Raw genomic sequence first — 19434 nt, forward strand, 5'->3', positions numbered from 1 at the left:
ACTTGAAGCTAGAGACTAAGATCGGTCTTCGTTAGATCAGCCCCTCGGCTCTGAGCGCGGCCTGCACGGTCGGGCGAGAAGAAATTCGATTCGTATAGCTCTGCAAAGTCGGCCAGCGTCCGATATCTACGCCGACCCACTTGCCCCAAGACAGCACGGTGAACAGATAAGCATCAGCAACCGTGAAGTTATCTCCCATCAGATAGGCCTGACCATCGAGCTTTTTTTCAACATAAGCCAGACGCGCCGCGATCAAATCATTTACGATGGCTTTCCATTCTTCCGGCGTTTTAGGATTGAAAAGCGGCGCAAAAGCCTTGTGAAGCTCGGTCGAAATAAAGTTTAGCCATTCCACCAAACGATAGCGCTCCATCGTCCCGGCTTCAGGCGCCAGCCGCGCTTCGGGAGCCCGATCGGCCAAGTACTGTACGATCGCCGGACCTTCCGTGAGCACCTGCCCATCGTCGAGAGCCAGCAGCGGCACATAACCATTGGGGTTGACGCTGCGAAAGTCAGAACCGCTCTCGGTCTTTTTGCTTTGCAGATCGACTTTTTCGAGCTCGAATGTCAAGCCCATTTCACGCAATACGATGTGCGGTGAAAGCGAACAAGCGCCAGGACTGTAGTAGAGTTTCATCGATTACTCTCCTCTGATTAATAGACTTGCGTCGACATTAATCGCAAGTCGCGTGGACGTCTCATTAAAAGAAACGATCGAAATGAAGCTGTTCGAAAGGAACACAGTAGCCGATCATCAACATCTCCTGAAGAGCCTGAGTCATAGGTGGAGGACCGGCGAAATAAAACTCAAAATTTGACAGCGTATCCCCGAACACGCGCCTAACCACGTCATGAACAAATCCCGTTTCACCGCTCCACTGAGATCCGGAGGCCTCACCCGGCAAAGACACGACCGGGTAAAAATGAATGCGTTCGTCGTAGCCACGTAACATGCGCAGAAACGATTCTCCGCAAATGTCTGACGGCGTTCTCCCACCATAGAAAAAATGGAGATGGCGTGTTTCCAGCATGCCGGACTGCGACGCGCCACGTGCAATGGACACCATCGGTGCAAGACCCGACCCGCCCGCTACGCAAACAATGTCGCGTGGGGCCTCCGTTCTCAAGAAAGCAAGGCCGTAAGGTCCATCGATCTCCAGTTGATCGCCCGCACGAAGGTGATGGAAAAACTGCTCTGTCGCTTTACCTTGCGGCACGCGCCGGATCTGGAAATGCCACTCGCCTCGATCATTGCCGGTGTTAGACATGGAGTAGGCCCGCGGCGCGGTCACACCAGGGACCGAAAGCATCGCATACTGTCCCGCCAAAAAGGTGGCCGGGCCATCCGTCACAAAGCGAAATTCGCGAATATCGTGGGTGACTTCATGCGATTCCACAAACTTGGCCAGCAGTCGTTTCGGCCTCACTTGAGATTGATGGTCCGCCTCGACGCGCACCCTTATCTGTATGTTCCCCTTGGCTCTGCATTGGCACGCTAACAGACGACCTTTACGCCGATCGCGTTCGGTCAGCCCTGGCGCGTCTGGCCAAAGATTCTCGACCTCTCCGTCCAGAAGATCAAACTTGCAGCTGCCACACCCGCCCGAGTTGCACTCATAGGGAAATCCTATTCCGGCGCGCAAAGCTGCCCGCAGGACAGTGTCTTCCCCCGTCTGGACAAAGGCAGTTTTCTCACCCTCTATGAGTATTTGATGTTCAGACATACATGAAATCCCTGTGATTACGCTGTCAAGATCACCAAGAGCGCGTGATCCAGGCGCTCTTGATGGCCCCCTGAGACAGCATCGGCTGGAAGTCTTTCCTTACAGACCCAGGGATCGACGAAACTCTCGAGTCGCCGACTTGGCCGACTCCGAGGCGTCTGGTACATCGGCAAGCGTGCTGCAATAGGCATCGATAGCCGCATCGCCGAGCGATTCCCACTTGGCAATCCAATTCTTGATAACTTCGGCGTTACCTGGCTTTTCGAGCGCCATCTTGACCAACGCCGTGGCCCAACGCCTGTGACGTGCCGCGTCGATGAGTTGGGCGTCCGTCAACAGGCCTAGCAAAGTATCTCCGTTATGGCGTCCGGACTCGCCCAGCTTGCGCAGCACCGATTCCTCCACCGCCGGCTTGGCGACCAGGTTGAGCGCCACAAACGCTTCGGCCCAGTCCCATGTTACGAGAACCTTTTCCATAAGCTCACGGAAGCCTTGCCAGGCGACGTCATCTTCCCAATATTTACGTTCGTCGCTACCAAAGCCCTTGTCCTGGAATGCTAGCGACAACTCTTTCGTACGATAGGCCGTATGGCTCAACCAGCGGAAAGAATCGGCCATCTGAAAATAGTGGCAGTTGGTGATAGTGCTTGCTGGAGCCATCTGGCCGACGTAAGCGGAGGCCATTTGCAGTGTGTGGAACAGGTAGCGGGCCGGGGTATATAGCCGGGCCAGCTTACCAGCCCAGCGGGGATCCAGCGACTTATCATGTTCACGGGAATTGAACTGGTCGAACAACCCGAAGACATACGTCTCCTGGCCGTCCTGCATCAGGTTGTACGTGCGATAGATGACTTCGTCCGGATCGCGGAACGCGTTCCAATCGTCGTGCTTGAGCGGACTATTGAGGGTGTGCTGCTTGAACCAGCGGCTCATCCACATATCCGGATCGAGCTCGTAGGGAGCATTCGGATCCCTCTTGTTGTAGTGCAAATTGGTGGAAACGATCTCGTATTCGCTCGGTTTGCGGCGCCGCGTCGCGAGATGACTCCAGGTCTTGAGCGGCTTGAGAACTTGAACTTCAGACATGCTTGTCTCCTCGAATCTTTACTTGGTGGGGCGGATGTTGTCCGGTACCGCTACTCAGACTTGCTTCTCAAAGTAGAAGCGGACCTGATCGGGCATAGTTTCAATACGCCCGGCAAACGAACTCAATTCAACCTCGAGGTCAGGCATTTTGAACGGCCGACCCAGCGCCCGCTCAATCGTTTCGCGGCGCAGGATTAACTCCCCGTCGGTGTCGATGCGCAAATAGGCGCGCTTGTCGTCCACGCGAATTTCCTTGCCAGGGTTGTCCTCTCGCGCTGCCTCAACTACTGCCGCAGCGAGCTCGCCAGCACGCATGACCGGACCCACCCTGTTGTTAAGGTGGGCCGACGCAATATCGTTTTTAGTCACAGCTTTCTCCTTGCTTTCGAATTGGCGGACCGAATGCTGCTCACGTATGTGCGAACAGCGGCTTCACACCCTCGGTTTTCACAAATACCGCATCGCCTTCGATCTTGATTGGGTACTCGGCCAGCGCACAGTCCGACGGGTTGATACCTTTTCCAGAGCAGGCATCGAACTGCCAAAGATGCGCCCTGCAGATCACCGTCTTGCCGTCGAATTTGCCTTCAATGAGCGGAATGTCCTGGTGTGGGCAAATACCTTGGAACGCCTTCAAGTCGCCGCCCTGCGGCCAAACCATCAGAATTTCCTGCCCATCGACCTCGAACGACTCCATTTCGCCCTCCCAAAGATCGTCCAGAGAGCACACTTTCTTAAATGTCATGAACTTCCTTTCTATTGATGAAGGGGCCCCAGCACATCAACTGCCGAATGCCTGGTTATTGCTGGGCGGGTTCCCAGATGACCTCAACACACTCGGTCGGCTTGAGGCCCGAATCGGCCACTTTCATCGTTCGGGGCAAACATTCCTTGCTACCTTGCCGGCGCACCCGCAGGATATGCCCGGGACGCGCTTTCACACGCCGTCCAACGGAGTGATGCGCAGCAGCGGCCGCCACTTCGTCCATGGTGTTCTCGGTATCGACCGCCACCAGCTGAAGCACGAAGTCGCCTTCGAAATTGGAGCTCAAGGGAAACAAAGCCATTTTGGAGTCCTCTGTTTGGTTGGTGGTTGCGCCGGTGGTCATACCACCGGCTCTTCAGGCAGCAGTGCTCAACTTGCCTTCTTCATGCGCATCTTCTTGTAAATGTCCACCCATGAGTAGCCGTGGGCGTCATCACCGATTTCGCCGGGTGCCAGACCCATGTAAGCCAATGCGCCCCCCAGATCCATCGGCTGCACCAAGCCAGCCAGGAAACGGTCCACCAAAGTCATATGGCCTGCATAACGCTCCGGCTCCTGCTCAAAGCACCACCGATCCGGCTCCGAGCCGAAGTGATACAGCCTGCCGTTGTATTCGAGCGGATAATCCTGCACGGCCCACCCGTTGCCCGGCGTGTAATTGACCGGCAGGTTGCACATGTTGCACACGATCGGCAACGTCTCCGGGTACGTTTGCGCGATGTTCCCGTCGACCAGATTGTCGATGATCACATCCCAGCACTGGCCCCAGGTGTCGTTCCAGCCAGGGTATTTTTCTTCCAGCCAATCCCGTTCTGCGGGCGTGACGCCGGCTGCCGGGTTCCACCAGACGGTAGGACGCCAATACCAGACGCCCAAATGCATGCCATGATGCTGCTGATCGAGCTGCTGCAGGAACGTGTCCCAATACCACGGCTTGTCGAGCCCCAGATCGCTCAGTGCGCGTTCAAACTGCGCAACAATCCATTCCTGCATAAACTCCTTGAACGACTGCTTGCGATGCTCGAGCGGGGTGTAGTAGTCCATCACCGGCCCAGTCAGCACCGAAAACAGCCTCCACGCGCGCCAAAAAGCGATGTCAACCTTTTTCTGGGCCTCGGCTTTCTTGCCGTTCTCGATCAGAATCTGGAGCGTTGGACCGCCGATCTGTGCATGGCGCGACTCGTCGGTCTGCACACTCGAGATCAGACTGGAGAATGTGTGATCCCCGGCCTCCGCAGCGTCTGCCGCCAGCCCAAGAAACTGCATGTTGGTGAAGCCGGTTTCAAAGCTGAAGGTCAGCATGATGGCGACGCTGATCGCGTCGCGCGTCATCATGATGTCATCGAAGAAATGACGTGCGGCAATCGCTGCCCATTCGTTGGTATGGAAGGCCTTGGCAGCCCAGTCGAACTGACGGTCTTTCGAGACGTGCTCATGAGGAAAGTAGAGCTGGATCTGACCGTGACGAATTTCGTCCATACTTCCCAGGGTCGCCATATTGCGCATGCCCGGTGCCTTGGAGAAGCGCATCATCCGTGCTTCGGCGCTCGAGGCGGAATATTCGGCGAGGGCAATGGCACCATAATGCTGCTTCATCACCGTAAGCCAACCCGGATCAGATCTTTCATAGATCTGGCTGCGCTCGAGCGCGGCCTTCACGGAGTACGCGCCAGCGTCCTTCTCGCGTTGGACTTTGACATACTCCGGGTAAGTCTGCTTGTATGGTTCGTCGTAGGTCTCCCACTTTTCCATGGGAATGCCGTGATCTCCACTGAGCTCGGGCGGAAAAAGCTCGCTCTCCGTGACGTACTTCGGCGACCAGTTAGTCGTCCTGGCAAGGTCGTACCAGTCCATCCGATTTAACAAAGCCATTTTCAGTCTCCATAATTTCTAAGGCCAACTGGCCCTCAACACACCACACACAACGTCCTAACGCCCTCGCTTCCTGGCGCTTTGACCCGCGATTCCAAAGTGTTCTTTCGGCATTTCGGTAATGAGCACACGGATGGACTCCACCGGCGCATCAATCGCGCGATGGATCGCCTCGGTGACCTCGGCGATCAGCCGCTCCTTCTTTTCCGCATCGCGGCCTTCGATGATGTACAGCTGCGCAATCGGCATGGCTATCTCCTTTAAACGAAGCGCAAACCGGTGCTGCCCATCCCCTGCACCCGCAGGGCGATGGCATCCCCCGCTCGCACGGCAATGGCCTCCGTGATCCCCCCCGACAGAATCAAACTGCCCGCCGGAATCTCCTCGCCACGCGCGCCCAGATGATTGGCCAGCATCGCAATCGCCGCGGCCGGGTGGCCCAGCACCGCGGCGCCCGCCCCGAACGCAACCGGCTCACCGTTTTTCTCCAGCACGATGCCTACGGTGCGCAGATCCACCTCAGACACCGGCAGTGCGCGCCCCCCCACCACAAAGCGTGCGGCCGACGTGTTGTCCGCTACCACACTTTTGAGATCGAACTTGAAATCGCGGTAGCGCGAGTCAATGACTTCGATGCCCGGCATCACGAAGTCAGTCGCCGCCAGCACCGCTCCGATATGACAGCCCGGGCCTTTCAACGGCGCTTTGGTAACAAAGGCGATTTCCGGCTCGACCTTGGGATGGATCAGCGCCTCGGTCTTGCACGTGCCGCCATCAGGGATCGCGTAATAGTCGGCCATGAAGCCGAAGACAGGACTCTCAACTCCCATCTGCTTCATTTTGGCGTGCGAGGTCAATCCCGCTTTGAGCCCAACGATCTTCTCGCCGCGGGCCAGCTTGCGGCGGCGAATTTCGTCTTGGATCGCGTAAGCGTCATCCCAATCCATCTCGGGATGCTCATCGGTGATCTTGAGCGTGTCTTGCGCATGGAGCTCGCAGTTTTCGAGATGCTCTGCAAGGCGAGCAATGGTGGCGCGATCCAGTTTCATGCCGCCACCTTCTGCGCCTTTGACGCACGCGCTTTGGCCAGCGTGATGGCCGTGTCTTCAATCATGTCTTCCTGGCCACCGACCATGCCCCGGCGCCCAAGCTCGACCAGGATCTCGCGCGCCGGCACGCCATACTTTTGCTCGGCGCGCTTGGCAAACAGCAGGAACGACCCGTAGACCCCGGCGTAACCGAGGGTGAGCGAGTCGCGGTCGATCCGGATGGGGAAGTCCATGATCGGCAGGACTAGGTCTTCGGCCACGTCCTGAATGGCCCACACATCCACTCCGGTCTGAATCCCCATTCGGTCGCATACGGCGACCAGCACCTCCATCGGTGTGTTGCCCGCACCCGCACCGAGACCAGCCGAGGCGGCGTCGATGCGGGTGGCGCCACACTCAACGGCCGCAATGGAGTTGGCGATCCCCATCGCCAGATTGTGGTGGCCGTGAAAGCCCAGTTCCGTCTCCGGCTTGAGCGCCTCGCGCACCGCGCCAAGGCTGGCCCTGACATCATCGGGCAGCATGTAGCCAGCCGAATCGGTAATGTAGACACAGTTGGCGCCGTATGACTCCATCAGCTTTGCCTGTCTGACCAGCCCTTCAGGACTGTTCATATGCGCCATCATCAGGAAGCCCACCGTGTCCATCTCAAGCTTGCGCGCCAGGGCGATGTGCTGCTCCGACACGTCAGCCTCGGTGCAGTGCGTGGCCACCCGGATGGTGTGCACGCCAAGCTCCTTGGCCATCTTCAGATGATCGACGGTGCCGATGCCCGGCAACAGTAAAGCCGAGACCTTGGCCTGCTTCATGAGCGGGATCACGGCCCCCAGATATTCTTCATCGCTGTGGGCCGGAAAGCCATAGTTGACCGACGAGCCGCCCAGGCCATCGCCGTGCGTGACTTCAATCAGGGGGATCCCCGCCGCGTCCAGGCCGCAGGCAATGCTTTTCATCTGCTCCAGCGTCATCAAGTGGCGCTTCGGATGCATGCCGTCACGCAACGTCATGTCGTGGACGGTGATTTTTTTTCCTTGCAGGTTCATCTCTGTTCTCCTTGACGGCTCAAGCGACAGTCGGTTCGAGCGTGAGATTGCCGGCAATCATCTCTTCGGCAAACATCTCGGCGGTCCGGGCCGCGGCAGCGGTCATAATGTCCAGGTTGCCGGCGTACGTGGGCAGATAGTCCCCCAAGCCCGCCACCTCCATGAAGACCGTCACACGCTTGCCGTCAAACACCGGGCCGTTGACCAGCCGGTAACCGGGCACGTACTTCTGGACCTCTTCGATCATGGCGTGGATGGACTCGGTAATCCTTTGCTGATCCGGCTCGGTGTCAGTCAGGCAATGAATCGTGTCGCGCATCATCAGCGGCGGCTCCGCCGGGTTGATGATGATGATGGCTTTGCCCTTCCTCGCGCGCCCCACCTTTTCCACCGCGCCGGCCGTGGTCCGCGTGAATTCGTCAATGTTTTTGCGCGTGCCGGGCCCCACCGAGCGGCTCGATACGGTCGCGACGATTTCTGCGTATGCCACCGGCTGCACGCGCGAGACCGCAGCGACCATCGGAATGGTGGCCTGCCCGCCACAGGTCACCATGTTCACGTTCATCTCGCGTTTGCCCAGGTGCTCTTTCAAATTGACCGGCGGTACGCAGTACGGGCCGATTGCCGCCGGCGTCAGATCGATCATCATCACGCCCAGCGCGTTAAGCTTGCGCGCGTTTTCCGCGTGAACATATGCACTGGTGGCATCAAACGCGATCTGCACACCATCGGCCAGCACATGCGGCAGCAGCCCCTCGACACCTTCCGCCGTGGTTTTGATGCCGAGCTCACGGGCTCGTTTCAGCCCCTCCGATTCCGGGTCGATGCCCACCATCCACACCGGCTCCAGCACCGAGCTGCGCTTGAGCTTGGCCAGCAGATCGGTGCCGATATTGCCTGGTCCGATCAGAGCACATTTGATCTTTTTCATGACGTTGTCCTTCCTATAAAAATGACTTTTACGCACGGCATCCGACAACGGCCAGGCGTGGTGCCTGGCCAGGCGCGTTCAGTGAAACCGGACCGAACAACCGCCCAGACCGCCAATGCTGACGCGGAAACTGTCGCCCGCCTTGGCCGGGAACATCGCCGCCAGCGCGCCGGACAAGATCACCTCGCCCGCCTTGAGTGCAATGCCCAGACGCCCCAGCGTGTTGGCCAGCCAGGCCACCGCGTTGACCGGTGAGCCCAGTGCCGCCGCGCCGCAACCCGTGGCGATAATCTCGCCATTACGCTCCATCACCATGCCGCACAGCGTCAGGTCGAGCTTGCGTGGGTCGACCGCGTGATCACCCAGCACGAATACGCCACAGGAGGCGTTGTCCGCCACGGTGTCCTGAATCTTGATCTTCCAGTCGCGGATGCGAGAATCGACAATTTCAAAGCACGGCATCACGCATTCGGTCGCCGCCAGCACGTCCGCGTTGGTCACCCCCGGCCCCATCAGGTCTTTCTTGAGGATGAACGCGATCTCGCCTTCGGCCTTGGGCTGAATCAGCGTGCCGATCTCGATCGACTGCCCTTCGTTGTAGATCATGCCGTCGAGCATGTAGCCGAAATCCGGCTGATACACGCCAAGCATGTTCATCACGGCCGCCGACGTCACGCCGATCTTCTTGCCGATGATGGTTTCACCGGCCTGCACACGACGCTCGATCATGCGCTGCTGAATGTGATAGGCGTCCTCGACCGTCATATCGGGGTGGCGCTCGGTCAGCGGATCAAGCACGGTTCGCGTGGTCAGTGCCTGATACAGGGCGTCGCCAAGCTGGGTGATTTGAGTTTTGTCCATGATCACAGTTTGATGCAAACGTTTTTGAGTTCCGTGTAGAACTCCAGCGAGTGGACTCCGCCCTCGCGCCCGATACCCGACTGCTTGGCCCCGCCGAATGGCGTGCGCAAATCGCGCAGGAACCAGGAGTTCACCCACGCAATGCCGACCTCGATGGCCCCCGCCACGCGGTGCGCACGCGACAGATTGGTGGTCCAGATCGCCGTGGCCAGGCCGTAGTCGTTATCGTTGGCACGGCGGATCACCTCTTCTTCGCTGTCGAATGGCATGACCAGCGCGCAAGGGCCGAAAATCTCCTCCCGGGCAATCACCGAGTCGTCGCCCAAGCCCGTCCAGATGGTGGGCTGCACCCACGCGCCGCCTTTGAGCGCCTCCGGCATATCGGGTACACCGCCGCCCGCCACCACCGTCGCGCCCGCTTCAACCGCCTTCTTGTAATACGACAGCACCTTGTCACGATGCTCTTGCGAAATCAGCGGGCCCATGCCGGTGGCCGGATCTTCCGGGCGGCCGAGCTGCATGCCTTCAGCGCCTTTTTTGAGCGCGGAGACAAAACGATCGAAGATGGGGCGCTCGACATATACCCGCTCGGTACCCAGGCAGACCTGGCCACAGTTGGCGAAGCACGAGCGCAGCGTGCCTTCAATGGCGGCGTCGAAGTCGCAGTCGGCAAACACGATGGCAGCGTTCTTGCCGCCCATCTCCAGACTCACGGGGCGCGCACCGTCAGCCGCGGCCTTCATGATGGCCGCACCCGTGCGGGTTTCACCGGTGAAGGTGATGGCGTTGATGCCGCGGTGGGTGGTGAGGAATTCGCCGGTGGAGTTGGGGCCGAAGCCGTGCACGACGTTGTAGACCCCTGGCGGCACGCCCGCCGCGTTCATCACCTCGCCCAGCAATGCAGCGGTCTGCGGCGTCTCTTCGGAGGGCTTGACCACAACGGTGTTGCCACAGGCCAGCGCTGGGCCGACTTTCCAGGTCATCAGCAGCAGTGGCAGGTTCCATGGACAGATCACCCCGACCACCCCGACCGGTCGACGCATGGCGTAGTTGATCGCCCCGACACCATCCGGTGTAGGCATTTCAAAAAACTCAGTGGGCACGTTCTTCACCACGTCGGCGAAGATCTTGAAATTGGCCGCCCCACGCGGAATGTCCACATGCCGCGCCAGGCTCATAGGCTTGCCCGTGTCCTCTACCTCAGCGGCAAGGAAGTCGTCAAAACGACGGTTGATGCCGTCGGCCACCGCGTACAGCACTTCCACGCGCTGGGCCAAGCTCATGCGCCCCCACGTTCCCTTGAGCGCGGCCTGCGCCGCAGCCACCGCCGCGTCGACTTCGGCACGGCCGGCTTCGGCCACCTTGGCAATGACCGCGTTGTTCAACGGCGAGCGCTTCTCGAACCAACGCTGACCCGGCACATATTCGCCGTTGATGAAGTTGTGGATTTCTTTAGCACGAGCGCCGGATTGGTTTCCAGTGCTCGCGGTCGCTTGGGGATCGGTAATCAGCATGATGTTTCAGTAAACTTCCTTGTTAGGCAAATGTGGTCGCGGCGGCAGTCGACTTTCCGGAAAGATTCAGGTTTGAGTTAGACCTAGCAGGGTCAATCCGGCTTGCGCACAGTGCTCGTCCTGCTCTTCGGTACCGCCAGACACGCCAATACCCCCGATGCGATGGCCACTTTCAACAATCGGCAAACCACCGCCGAAGGCGATGAAGCGGGGCCTTCGCACGATGCCTTGGCGGACCGCTTCGGAATGACTCAGCAAGGCCTCACTCCACCGACTGGTCGGTAAGCCGAAACTGGCTGCCGTGTATGCCTTGTCGATGGCGATCTCGATGGAGTGCAACGGCGCTCCAGGCATGCGCAGAAACGCGGCAAGATTCCCCGCCACATCGACCACCGCGATGTTCACGCATACGCCGAGGCGCTGCGCGTGCAGCGCAGCTGCCTCGACGACGCGGTTAGCCGCAGGCCAGTTGATCAGCCGCGCCTCGACGCTATGAAGTGAGTCAGCCTGAATCATGTGCTATCTCCTGCGTGGCAGTCAGGTGTAAACCTCGGTGAATGACTGGACCAACTCACCGGTGTGATAGAAGATGCCGCTGCCGAGATGCTCTTCCGTCCAGGTCGTCACAGGCCGATCAGGTTGAGCGAGGTAGCCCAGGCCGGCAAAGGTCTCGTTGCGATTCCCACTTGGATCGAAGAAATAGATCGTCTCCCCGCGGGTAATCCCATGGCGAGTCGGCGCCACGTCGATCTTGACCTTGTTCTTGGCCATGACGTCAGCCGATTTCAGTACGTCATGCCACGAGTCGAGGAAGAAGGCAATGTGGTGCAAGCCATTGCGAGGCCCACCTACGAAGGCGATGTCGTGCGGCGTGGACGTGCGGAACATCCACGTTGCAGCCTGAATGCTACTATCCGGACCTACCATAACTTGCTCAGCCAGATAAAAGTCCAGGCATTCCTTCATGAACCGGGTATTTTCCGCCACCCGATTCACGCCCGTCTCCGGATTGAGTTCACACATCAATAGGCAGTGATCCAGCCAATGGGCGCCTGCCCCCTTGACGTCATCGGGCCACGGGTCAGGATTGGTCGTTCCGACTCCGGTGCCCACATATTCCTTCGTCGCAAACAGACGCATCTCATGTCCGCTCGGCAGGTTGAACTGCAGCATACGACCGGTCGAAGGAAGGGTACCTTCGGGGAGCATTTGTGTCTTGAAGCCATAGGCTTCGATACGCTTTTGCAGCGCGTCCAGGTCGGCATCGTGCTCAACCTTGTAGGCGACATGGTTGAGCCCTGCTAGATCGGACGGCGTCAGAATAACGGAGTACTTGTCCCATTCGTCCCAGCACTTGAGGTACACGTTTCCATGTTCGTCCTCCATCGTCCTTTTCATTCCCAGGACGTTTTCGTAGTGCTTGATTGCCAACGCCATGTCCATCACTTTCAGACTGGCATGGCCGATTCGCATCACACCCATGGTCTATCTCCTTCGGCTTATTTCGTTGAATCTTGGGCTACCTGAAAGCTCAACCCTTTGAAAAAGGGCTTTTGCATCTTGCCGACCACCTCCAGTTCTACATCATCGGTGGGCGCCACCCGGCACGCCAGCACCACACCTTGCGCTTCTTCCGCCTCGGAAATGTGCGCACGGCTCATTGCTCCAGTTTTGCGCACGCTGCCTCTGCACACTGCGACCTTACACACCCCGCACCCGCCGCTAAGGCAACCAACTGGTATGCCGCGACGCCCAAGGCGTGCCATGCCGGCAAGCAGAGACTCACCGAGAGCGCAGCTGAAACGCTCGCCGGTCTGCTTGACGGTCACGTAGACCTTCCCGTCCTGAGTAGTCACGATCACACCCTCTTGAAAAGCGGACTGCGTACTTGTTGGGCATCGGCTGCGGAAATGAACTTCTCAAAATAGATGTCGCGTTCGAACAACCGGCCCTGGATCAGGGTCGTGACGCAGGCGTCGATCATCGCCGGCGGCCCGCACAAATAGGCTTTGTGGCCGGAAAAGTTGTTCTGGAAATGAGCCTTGGCGACCTCGTGAACGAAACCCTGCGCCAAGGGATGCGTCGCACCTTCTGCTTTTTCCGATAGCGCCGGCACGTAGCTGAAGTTCGAATACCGCTGGCTGAGCTCGCGGAACTCCTCGTCGTAATACAGTTCTGCCTCATTGCGCTGGCCATAGACCAGAGTGATAGGCTTGCTCCATCCGCTTTGCAACAAGTCGAGAACCATCGACCGAGGGCTCGACAGGCCTGAACCACCTGCCATGAAAACCATGGGCTGGTCGGCTGACCTGCGCACGAAAAACCGGCCATAGGGACCCGTCACGTGCAGAATGTTCCCCACCGCCAGTTGTTCATGGATGTAACCCGTGCCCTGTCCTCCCGGAACCCGGCGAATATTGAGCTCGATCTCTCCCGTTGCTGCGACGTCCGCAGGTGAATTGGCGATGGAAAACGCCCGTGTCTGGCGCAACTCGGGAATTTCAAGTTGCACGTACTGACCCGCCTGAAAATGAATCGGTTGATCGAGTCTCAGGAAGACGGCTTTGATCGTCGGTGTGAGTTGCTCGATGCGTGTCACCTCGGCATTGAAATCCTCGACCGGGATGACTTCGGCGTCCGGGTCTTCCTCGATGTCGGCCTCGATGGTCGTGTCATCGAGCAAGGTGGCACAGCAGGCCAACGCCTTGCGCTCCTCGCGCTCGAAGTCCATCAGCGCGAAGGGATTCGCATCGCCGAGATCGACTTCTCCGTCACACACCTGCACCTTGCAGGTTCCACATAGCCCGTGACCACACGCGTGCGGGATGTAAATGCCTTGGCGCAAGGCCGCGTCGAGTATAGTTTGCCCTTCCTCCACCTCAATGGTGGCACCCAGGGGCTGAATGTTGAGTTGATAGGTCATTGTTCAAATCGCCGGAGGCCAATCACACCACGGCCTGTAACTTCGGCCGCGGTGTGATTGCGCTGCCATGACGCAATCTCAATTGCAGGAACCGCTCAGACCGTTCAAGCCAGGCGTGCGAAAGCGGATCACGTCTTTGTGCGTCAGACCGTTTTCAGCCAGCGACTTCGCTGGTTCGGGATGCCACGGCTGGCCGGACCTAAACCACTGCACCTGGCTCCAGTCGATTTTTGAGAAATCGGGGTGATAGCCATAAGTGCCGGGCAACACCTGGGTGCACAGCGCACCGAACAACGTGTCCGACGGCAGGGGCAAGGCAACAGGTGCCGCAAACAACAGATGGTCTTCCCAGCCGATAAACAGCAACGGCGCCGGAAAGTTTTCGCGCGCGTCTCGTGCCGGGAACTTGTAGGGTTTGAGGGCAACAACGCTCATTTGACTTCTCCTTGCAAGACCTCTCCACGCCAGGCAGCAAAGTTCTTTTGGTCTTCCGACCCCTCGAAATCGAAGTTGTCCCGGCCTACATTCAGGTTGTAGTAGTCGAGCAAGGCCATCAAGGGATCGAAACCTTCCTTGGTCGGATCGGCATCCGGCTTGAAACAGTTTCCTTGATAAACTTGCTGCGGCGGAAGCCATGACTGCACGAACTTCTCGGGTTCGTTGTCAAAAATCTCCTTGCAGTGGTCGCTGCAGAAGTGATACTTGTCGCCGAGGTAGTCCGACTCGCGATAGCAGATCTTGGTTGCGTCGCCAGGCTCGGTGAATATCATCGGAATCTGGCAGGTAGTGCAGAGCATCGGCAGCGTCTTGTTGTAGAAACGGTTGCCCTTGGCGGCCTGCTCGCGCCAGTAGTCCCAACGCGGACGGTAATACTTGTCGAACGTCTCGGGGTACTTCTCCGACAGCCACCCCATTTCTTCTTCTGTGGGAACCCAGGTGTGGATGGGGGCCGCGGCGTTATAGTTATAGAACACGGCGAAGGTCTGATGGCTGATGTGGTCCTTGCCTTCGCAAGCCTGGTCCCAGCCCTTGGGCTTGCGGATGCCGTAACGCGCCAGATCCTTGAACAGCGCGCCGCCGTTCTGCTCGACGTACATCTCCCAGCTCTCGCGCCAGCTCATCACCCGGTTGGGCAGCATGTAGTCCTGCATCATGGCCACGATGCTCAACAGCCGATAGCCGCGCCAGAACCACTTGTCGATCCAGCGCTGCACGATGGGCACGTTGTCCGGATCCTGTTCCAGCATGAACTTGATGCATTCGATGCCGAGTGTCATGTGGCGCGATTCGTCACTTTGCGCCGAAAAACCGAAGGTGACCGTCGACATGTCCCCGTTGTAAGCAGCACCCGACATGAAGGGGACAAACAGCAGGTTGGTCAACACATATTCGAACGAAAAGCTCACCGCGGTAAGAAACTCGAACGGTCCACCGGTGGCCGCGTCTTCAAAAAATGACTTGGGCACCGACAAATACCAAACCCGGTCGTACCAATGGATGGAGTTGTGCAGACCGTTAAAATACTTGTTGTAGTGCGAGAGAGCATGCATTTCGGTCTGGAAGTGACGCAGCTCGTCGATGGACTGCATCTGGCAAGCAACACGTGCCCCTTCACCCGTAAAATGCCGACCAACGTGGGCAAAACCTCGGTGTGCCATATACTCCAACGGTGTCACACCCTGGATAAACACCTTGAGTGCGTTGACATATCGCGCGTCGGAAATGCTCAACTGCCCGTTGTTCTGCGCGAAAGCGTCGATGACGGCGTAAAGCTTTTTTTCCTTCTCGCCCTGATATTTCCAGTAGGCGTCCATGGTCAGGCGGAAGGGGTCTTCCCATTTATCCCAATCGTGGATCTTGATGCCTTCGTACTTGTCGTACGGAAACACTTTCTCCATCGGCTGGTAGCTGGTCTGCCAGCCAAGACCGCGGGTCATCGCTGCGTAGCGATCCTTTAAACCGAGTTTCTTCTTCTGCACAGAAGTGTCCATTTCAATTTCCTCTTTGCCGTGTTCAGTGTTTCCAGCTCAGCGTGAACTGTTCGTCATCCTCGTCGATATATCCGGACAAGGTGATCAGGTTGATGTGGATTTGCTGGAGATCGAACTTCATGCCGATCCGGTCTTCGATGCTTTGACGATTTATTGTGAGATGCCCGGGCGCATCGATCTTCACCATGCCAGGCGATTCTGTGGCGACCGCCTTAGGGTTATCAGCGAGAATCGCCTCCACCACCGGTCGAGACTCCTCGTTAGCCTGAAACGCGATAAATACGTTAGACATGAACATTCCTCTATGACGGTCAGGAATATAAATTAGGGGTTACAGAACAATCCCGGCCTTCGCAACGCGGGCACGAAGTTGCTGCCTTACTTCTTCCAAGGCGTCGTGGCCGTTTTCCGCCAAAGCCATTTCAGCGACAGGCAACAACGCTGACGCCGCCTGATCTTCCCAGGTACGCAACCAGTGAATGAGCAGCGCTTTGTTATCCACCGATTCCGTCGCCATGGTCTTTACTACCGCATCGACCCAGCGACTGGATTCGTCATGCCACTCGGGCATGAAAGTGGTTAGCATTGCCACTGCGCTACCACCGTTGAGTGCGATGTAATCGTCGACGAAAGCGCCGTAGATCATGGGATAAAGAAGACCGTCGAGCGCCAGATTTTGGGCGATGAACAGTTCCACCGGATCTTGCAGCACCAGAGTGTTTTCCACATAACGACGCAACGATTGCCAATCGGGACTTGTCAGCCAGGCTTGCTTGGCTTCGTCAAGAAGATCGGGTCCGGACATTACTAGTGCCAGTCGCGTGAGATACTGCGCTACACCCAGATTGTCCATTGCGTGGAACATAGCCGGCGCAGTGAAGGTCGTGCCATAACCCAGGGCACAGATCTGGGAGTTGTTCATGTTCGCGCCCCAGGCCGCGTGGCGCAAAGGCACGAGAACGGAAAGCGCCTGTTGTCGAACCTCATCGGAAACGAGATCGATCATGCCGCGCGACTCGACAAACTCGAAGTTGGATTCCATCGCGTCTTGCTGCCGCGCTCGGGTCATCGTCCACGACGCGTAGTAGAACTGACGCGGGTCTTTCAGCGCATACCAGTCCTTCATTTGGATCGCGGTGCGCGACGTGTCGAACAGTTCATGCTCGGGATCCCACGTGGGCCGGTAATGAAAATTCGCTGCCGGTTGAGCACCTACAGTGCCTTCCTGATAGCGCGAAGCGGCTTTATTGGCTCCGATGTATTGAGCCACGTGCGTGTAGGTGTGACGCAGTGGTTTGATTTCCCGCGTCTTCAAATCGATGGTCATTAACTGCTCCTGTGGTTGTGAACCGGGATGGGATGCGATCAGACTAGGCGCGCTTCATCAGGCTGCTCGGCGCTGCTCACAAGAAAATCAATGCCGCACAATCTCGCCGAAGGCATCCAATCGCCTCACCTTCTGCGCGAGGCAAAATTCTTCGAACGCAGCAATAGGCAGCATGAGCTCGACACAGAGCTCGGGGGTGCCGACTGAAAATTCGAACTGGACGAATCCCTGTGTGTTGATGGCGGTAACGCTGACAAACCTGAGGTTCGGATCGAACCTGGGTTCCGCCTCAAGGGCTGCTTGCTTGTGCATCGCCTGTGTCTCCGATTCTGTGTTTTCACGATTCTGTGTTTTCATATCTCAATGCAAGCCCCATGCCATCGGCAGCAATGAGCCATTATTGCTGCTTTGCAGCAATGCATTTACAGGTGAGCTGCTGCGGGATCGTCATCTGTCGCAATTCGTTCCAAGCATCCTGCGTTAAACGGCCAGATGCTTCCTGCGTTTGGGCGCCGCCTTCTGCCAGGCACAAACCGAAGGACGCACAACCGTCACACAGAATCGATACAACACAGGGTATCTACGGAGGTGCCAGCGAATGAGGTCAAGCTCATTGTGCAATCGCACATCGCAAAATCTCTGGGGTGCTGTCATAAAATTCGCGAACTAGGAAAGGGCGCAGGTCGCTCAGATCAGAAATTTCTGAAATGCACACCCCAGCAAGGCTCTGTCGGTTCTGTTAAATACGTTTCGTCTTCTGAAGAACGAGCCGACTGGCGGCAGCGCAGTCCCTTCATCCTCGATTCCCTCGCAGAGCAGTTTGCCATGAGGTTTCCCGCGCCCAAAACGCAGACGTTGGCAGAGTCTTTAGTCTGGCTTAATCTAATTCTGGCAGCGTGTGGGGAGCCCTTTCTTCCTATCCTGGGAAGGTTGCGTTCGGTAGGAACAATTCATCCGAACGCAAAGCGTCGCGAGGGTTTGTGGTCATTTGCTATGTGACTGCTTAGTTTTCGGAGGCGAAACACCGTGCAGATCGAACCCTTCTTTGACGAGGACAGCAGCACCTTCAGCTACATCGTGCTGGACACGAAGAGCGGCCAGTGCGCCATCATCGACAGCGTGCTCGGCTACGACCCCAAGTCCGGCCGCACCTCGCGCGCCGGTGCGGACCGCATTGCCGAGCGCGTGCGCGAGCTGGGCGCGAGCGTGCAGTGGCTTCTGGAGACGCACGTGCACGCCGATCACCTGAGCGCCGCACCGTACCTCCAGTCGCTGCTCGGTGGCAGAACTGGCATCGGTGAGAACATCCGCACCGTGCAGAAGGCGTTCGGACAGCTCTTCAACGCGGAGCCGGAATTCGCGCGCGATGGCCGGCAGTTCGACCACCTGTTCGACGACGGCGAGACCTTCACGGTCGGCACGCTGCAGGTGCAGGCCATGCACACCCCCAGCCACACGCCCGCGTGCATGACCTATGTGATCGAGGACAGTGTTGCCCCCGATGCGCCCGCCGCGGCGTTCGTGGGCGACACGCTGTTCATGCCCGACTACGGCACGGCACGGTGCGACTTCCCCGGCGGTCGCAGGTTGGACGTCGGCTGGTTGTTGAGCCCAGGCAAGAACCAACGCCTGATTAATGTAGGGAGCATTGTGCCGCTCCATGAAGGCGGCGAAGTCGAGCAATGCTCGGCCCGGTTCATTCAACTTGAATCCCAGGCTGCGCCTGAGGTTCAAATAGTCGTGGACGGCCTGCCGGAGCGTGTTCATTGCGCACCTCCCGGCCACGGTACAGCCAGCGTCCGCAGTGCCTCGATGTCGATCTTTGTATAGATCATAGTCGTCTGTGGATCACGATGCCCTAAGATCTCCCCAATCTCGCTCAGCGATGCGCCATGGCGCAGCATGTCGGCAGCCAGTCCGTGGCGAAACTGATGTGCTCCCGTAGTTGGGGCGTCGATGCCACTGACGCAACCCGCATGAATGCGTTTCTCGAACAGGAAATCGAACGATTGCCCGACCAGTATTACTGGGTAGATCGCCTTTTCAAGAATCTCCCGGCTGATGTGGCTGCGGTGTACTGATGCCCACTGCGTCGCGCTCGCAACCATCGCGGCATCGCTGACAGTTCCCGCGACGTCAGGGACGATGAATGGCAGCGAGGTTGGCATTCCGTTATCGCTTTGTTCGAGACATCGATAAATCATTTATCGATTATCCCGGGCAGCCCTGCCTGCGGACAGACTTCACGATCACATGCTTGGAGCCATTCCCAGCAAGGCCGGCATGCCCATGCCTCGCCATCCAACGGCTGTATGGCGCGATATTTGCTTAAGAGACCGTTTCAAAA

Annotated in this window: 24 protein-coding genes; 1 reads left to right on the forward strand and 23 read right to left on the reverse strand. The window is 58.0% G+C overall.

From position 1 onward, the window contains the following. Positions 1-31: 31 nt before the first annotated feature. From gstA to W930_RS0124470, 22 genes are all read right to left on the reverse strand, one after another. Positions 32-637, reverse strand: coding sequence for a glutathione transferase GstA (gene gstA, locus W930_RS0124365; RefSeq protein WP_023872375.1), 606 nt, complete (start codon positions 635-637; stop codon positions 32-34). A gap of 64 nt (positions 638-701) precedes the next feature. Next, on the reverse strand, positions 702-1724 hold the full coding sequence (locus W930_RS0124370; RefSeq protein WP_023872374.1) for a 2Fe-2S iron-sulfur cluster-binding protein: 1023 nt from the start codon (positions 1722-1724) through the stop codon (positions 702-704). Positions 1725-1823: 99 nt separating this feature from the next. Next, entirely contained in the window at positions 1824-2810 is a 987-nt protein-coding gene (locus W930_RS0124375; protein ID WP_023594114.1) for an aromatic/alkene monooxygenase hydroxylase subunit beta, read from the reverse strand. Between the two features lie 54 nt (positions 2811-2864). Next, positions 2865-3179: an MmoB/DmpM family protein gene (locus W930_RS0124380; protein WP_023594115.1), complete on the reverse strand. Its 315-nt coding sequence runs from the start codon at positions 3177-3179 to the stop codon at positions 2865-2867. Positions 3180-3219: 40 nt separating this feature from the next. Further along, the gene (locus W930_RS0124385) at positions 3220-3555 is read right to left on the reverse strand and encodes a Rieske 2Fe-2S domain-containing protein (RefSeq protein WP_023594116.1); all 336 of its coding nucleotides are present in this window, start codon (positions 3553-3555) and stop codon (positions 3220-3222) included. 55 nt (positions 3556-3610) lie between these two features. Next, on the reverse strand, positions 3611-3877 hold the full coding sequence (locus tag W930_RS0124390) for a toluene-4-monooxygenase system B family protein (protein ID WP_023872373.1): 267 nt from the start codon (positions 3875-3877) through the stop codon (positions 3611-3613). 68 nt (positions 3878-3945) lie between these two features. Further along, positions 3946-5448 carry an aromatic/alkene/methane monooxygenase hydroxylase/oxygenase subunit alpha gene (locus W930_RS0124395; protein WP_023594118.1) on the reverse strand — a complete coding sequence of 501 codons (1503 nt, stop codon included), beginning with the start codon at positions 5446-5448 and terminating at the stop codon, positions 3946-3948. Between the two features lie 57 nt (positions 5449-5505). Beyond that, positions 5506-5697, reverse strand: coding sequence for a 2-hydroxymuconate tautomerase (locus W930_RS0124400; protein ID WP_011516083.1), 192 nt, complete (start codon positions 5695-5697; stop codon positions 5506-5508). Between the two features lie 11 nt (positions 5698-5708). Next, positions 5709-6497: a 2-oxo-3-hexenedioate decarboxylase gene (gene dmpH, locus W930_RS0124405; RefSeq protein ID WP_023594119.1), complete on the reverse strand. Its 789-nt coding sequence runs from the start codon at positions 6495-6497 to the stop codon at positions 5709-5711. Beyond that, on the reverse strand, positions 6494-7540 hold the full coding sequence (gene dmpG, locus W930_RS0124410) for a 4-hydroxy-2-oxovalerate aldolase (protein ID WP_023594120.1): 1047 nt from the start codon (positions 7538-7540) through the stop codon (positions 6494-6496). The genes dmpH and dmpG overlap by 4 nt, the downstream gene beginning before the upstream one ends. Positions 7541-7559: 19 nt before the next feature. After that, complete coding sequence (locus W930_RS0124415; RefSeq protein ID WP_023594121.1) at positions 7560-8471, reverse strand: acetaldehyde dehydrogenase (acetylating); 912 nt, start codon at positions 8469-8471, stop codon at positions 7560-7562. Positions 8472-8549: 78 nt separating this feature from the next. Continuing rightward, a complete protein-coding gene (dmpE, locus tag W930_RS0124420) occupies positions 8550-9332 on the reverse strand; it encodes a 2-oxopent-4-enoate hydratase (protein ID WP_023872372.1) in 783 nt (260 codons plus the stop codon). Between the two features lie 2 nt (positions 9333-9334). Beyond that, complete coding sequence (locus W930_RS0124425) at positions 9335-10846, reverse strand: 2-hydroxymuconic semialdehyde dehydrogenase (protein WP_023872371.1); 1512 nt, start codon at positions 10844-10846, stop codon at positions 9335-9337. Between the two features lie 66 nt (positions 10847-10912). Further along, entirely contained in the window at positions 10913-11362 is a 450-nt protein-coding gene (locus W930_RS0124430; protein ID WP_023872370.1) for a heme-binding protein, read from the reverse strand. Positions 11363-11383: 21 nt separating this feature from the next. Continuing rightward, on the reverse strand, positions 11384-12328 hold the full coding sequence (locus tag W930_RS0124435) for a catechol 2,3-dioxygenase (protein ID WP_023872369.1): 945 nt from the start codon (positions 12326-12328) through the stop codon (positions 11384-11386). A gap of 17 nt (positions 12329-12345) precedes the next feature. Continuing rightward, positions 12346-12702 carry a 2Fe-2S iron-sulfur cluster-binding protein gene (locus tag W930_RS0124440; RefSeq protein ID WP_011516091.1) on the reverse strand — a complete coding sequence of 119 codons (357 nt, stop codon included), beginning with the start codon at positions 12700-12702 and terminating at the stop codon, positions 12346-12348. A gap of 2 nt (positions 12703-12704) precedes the next feature. Beyond that, the gene (locus W930_RS0124445) at positions 12705-13769 is read right to left on the reverse strand and encodes an NADH:ubiquinone reductase (Na(+)-transporting) subunit F (RefSeq protein ID WP_023872367.1); all 1065 of its coding nucleotides are present in this window, start codon (positions 13767-13769) and stop codon (positions 12705-12707) included. Positions 13770-13847: 78 nt separating this feature from the next. Beyond that, complete coding sequence (locus W930_RS0124450; protein ID WP_023872366.1) at positions 13848-14204, reverse strand: phenol hydroxylase subunit P4; 357 nt, start codon at positions 14202-14204, stop codon at positions 13848-13850. After that, the gene (locus W930_RS0124455) at positions 14201-15760 is read right to left on the reverse strand and encodes an aromatic/alkene/methane monooxygenase hydroxylase/oxygenase subunit alpha (protein ID WP_023872365.1); all 1560 of its coding nucleotides are present in this window, start codon (positions 15758-15760) and stop codon (positions 14201-14203) included. Before W930_RS0124455 ends, W930_RS0124450 begins: the two co-directional genes overlap by 4 nt. Before the next feature lie 22 nt (positions 15761-15782). After that, a complete protein-coding gene (locus W930_RS0124460; RefSeq protein WP_011875724.1) occupies positions 15783-16052 on the reverse strand; it encodes an MmoB/DmpM family protein in 270 nt (89 codons plus the stop codon). Positions 16053-16091: 39 nt separating this feature from the next. Next, positions 16092-17087: an aromatic/alkene monooxygenase hydroxylase subunit beta gene (locus W930_RS0124465; protein WP_023872364.1), complete on the reverse strand. Its 996-nt coding sequence runs from the start codon at positions 17085-17087 to the stop codon at positions 16092-16094. 87 nt (positions 17088-17174) lie between these two features. Next, positions 17175-17399 (reverse strand): phenol hydroxylase subunit, encoded by a 225-nt coding sequence (locus tag W930_RS0124470; protein ID WP_023594129.1) that lies wholly within the window; start codon positions 17397-17399, stop codon positions 17175-17177. Positions 17400-18113: 714 nt separating this feature from the next. Here W930_RS0124470 and W930_RS28760 point away from each other — a divergent pair. Beyond that, a complete protein-coding gene (locus W930_RS28760; RefSeq protein ID WP_023594130.1) occupies positions 18114-18917 on the forward strand; it encodes an MBL fold metallo-hydrolase in 804 nt (267 codons plus the stop codon). On the opposite strand, the gene W930_RS31185 is transcribed toward W930_RS28760, so the two are convergent. After that, positions 18851-19291 (reverse strand): tyrosine-type recombinase/integrase, encoded by a 441-nt coding sequence (locus tag W930_RS31185; protein WP_080685279.1) that lies wholly within the window; start codon positions 19289-19291, stop codon positions 18851-18853. The two genes, W930_RS28760 and W930_RS31185, sit on opposite strands and share 67 nt — an antisense overlap. Between the last annotated feature and the right edge of the window lie 143 nt (positions 19292-19434).

The organism is Pandoraea sp. E26 (genome assembly GCF_000681415.1).
Classification (GTDB): domain Bacteria; phylum Pseudomonadota; class Gammaproteobacteria; order Burkholderiales; family Burkholderiaceae; genus Pandoraea; species Pandoraea pnomenusa.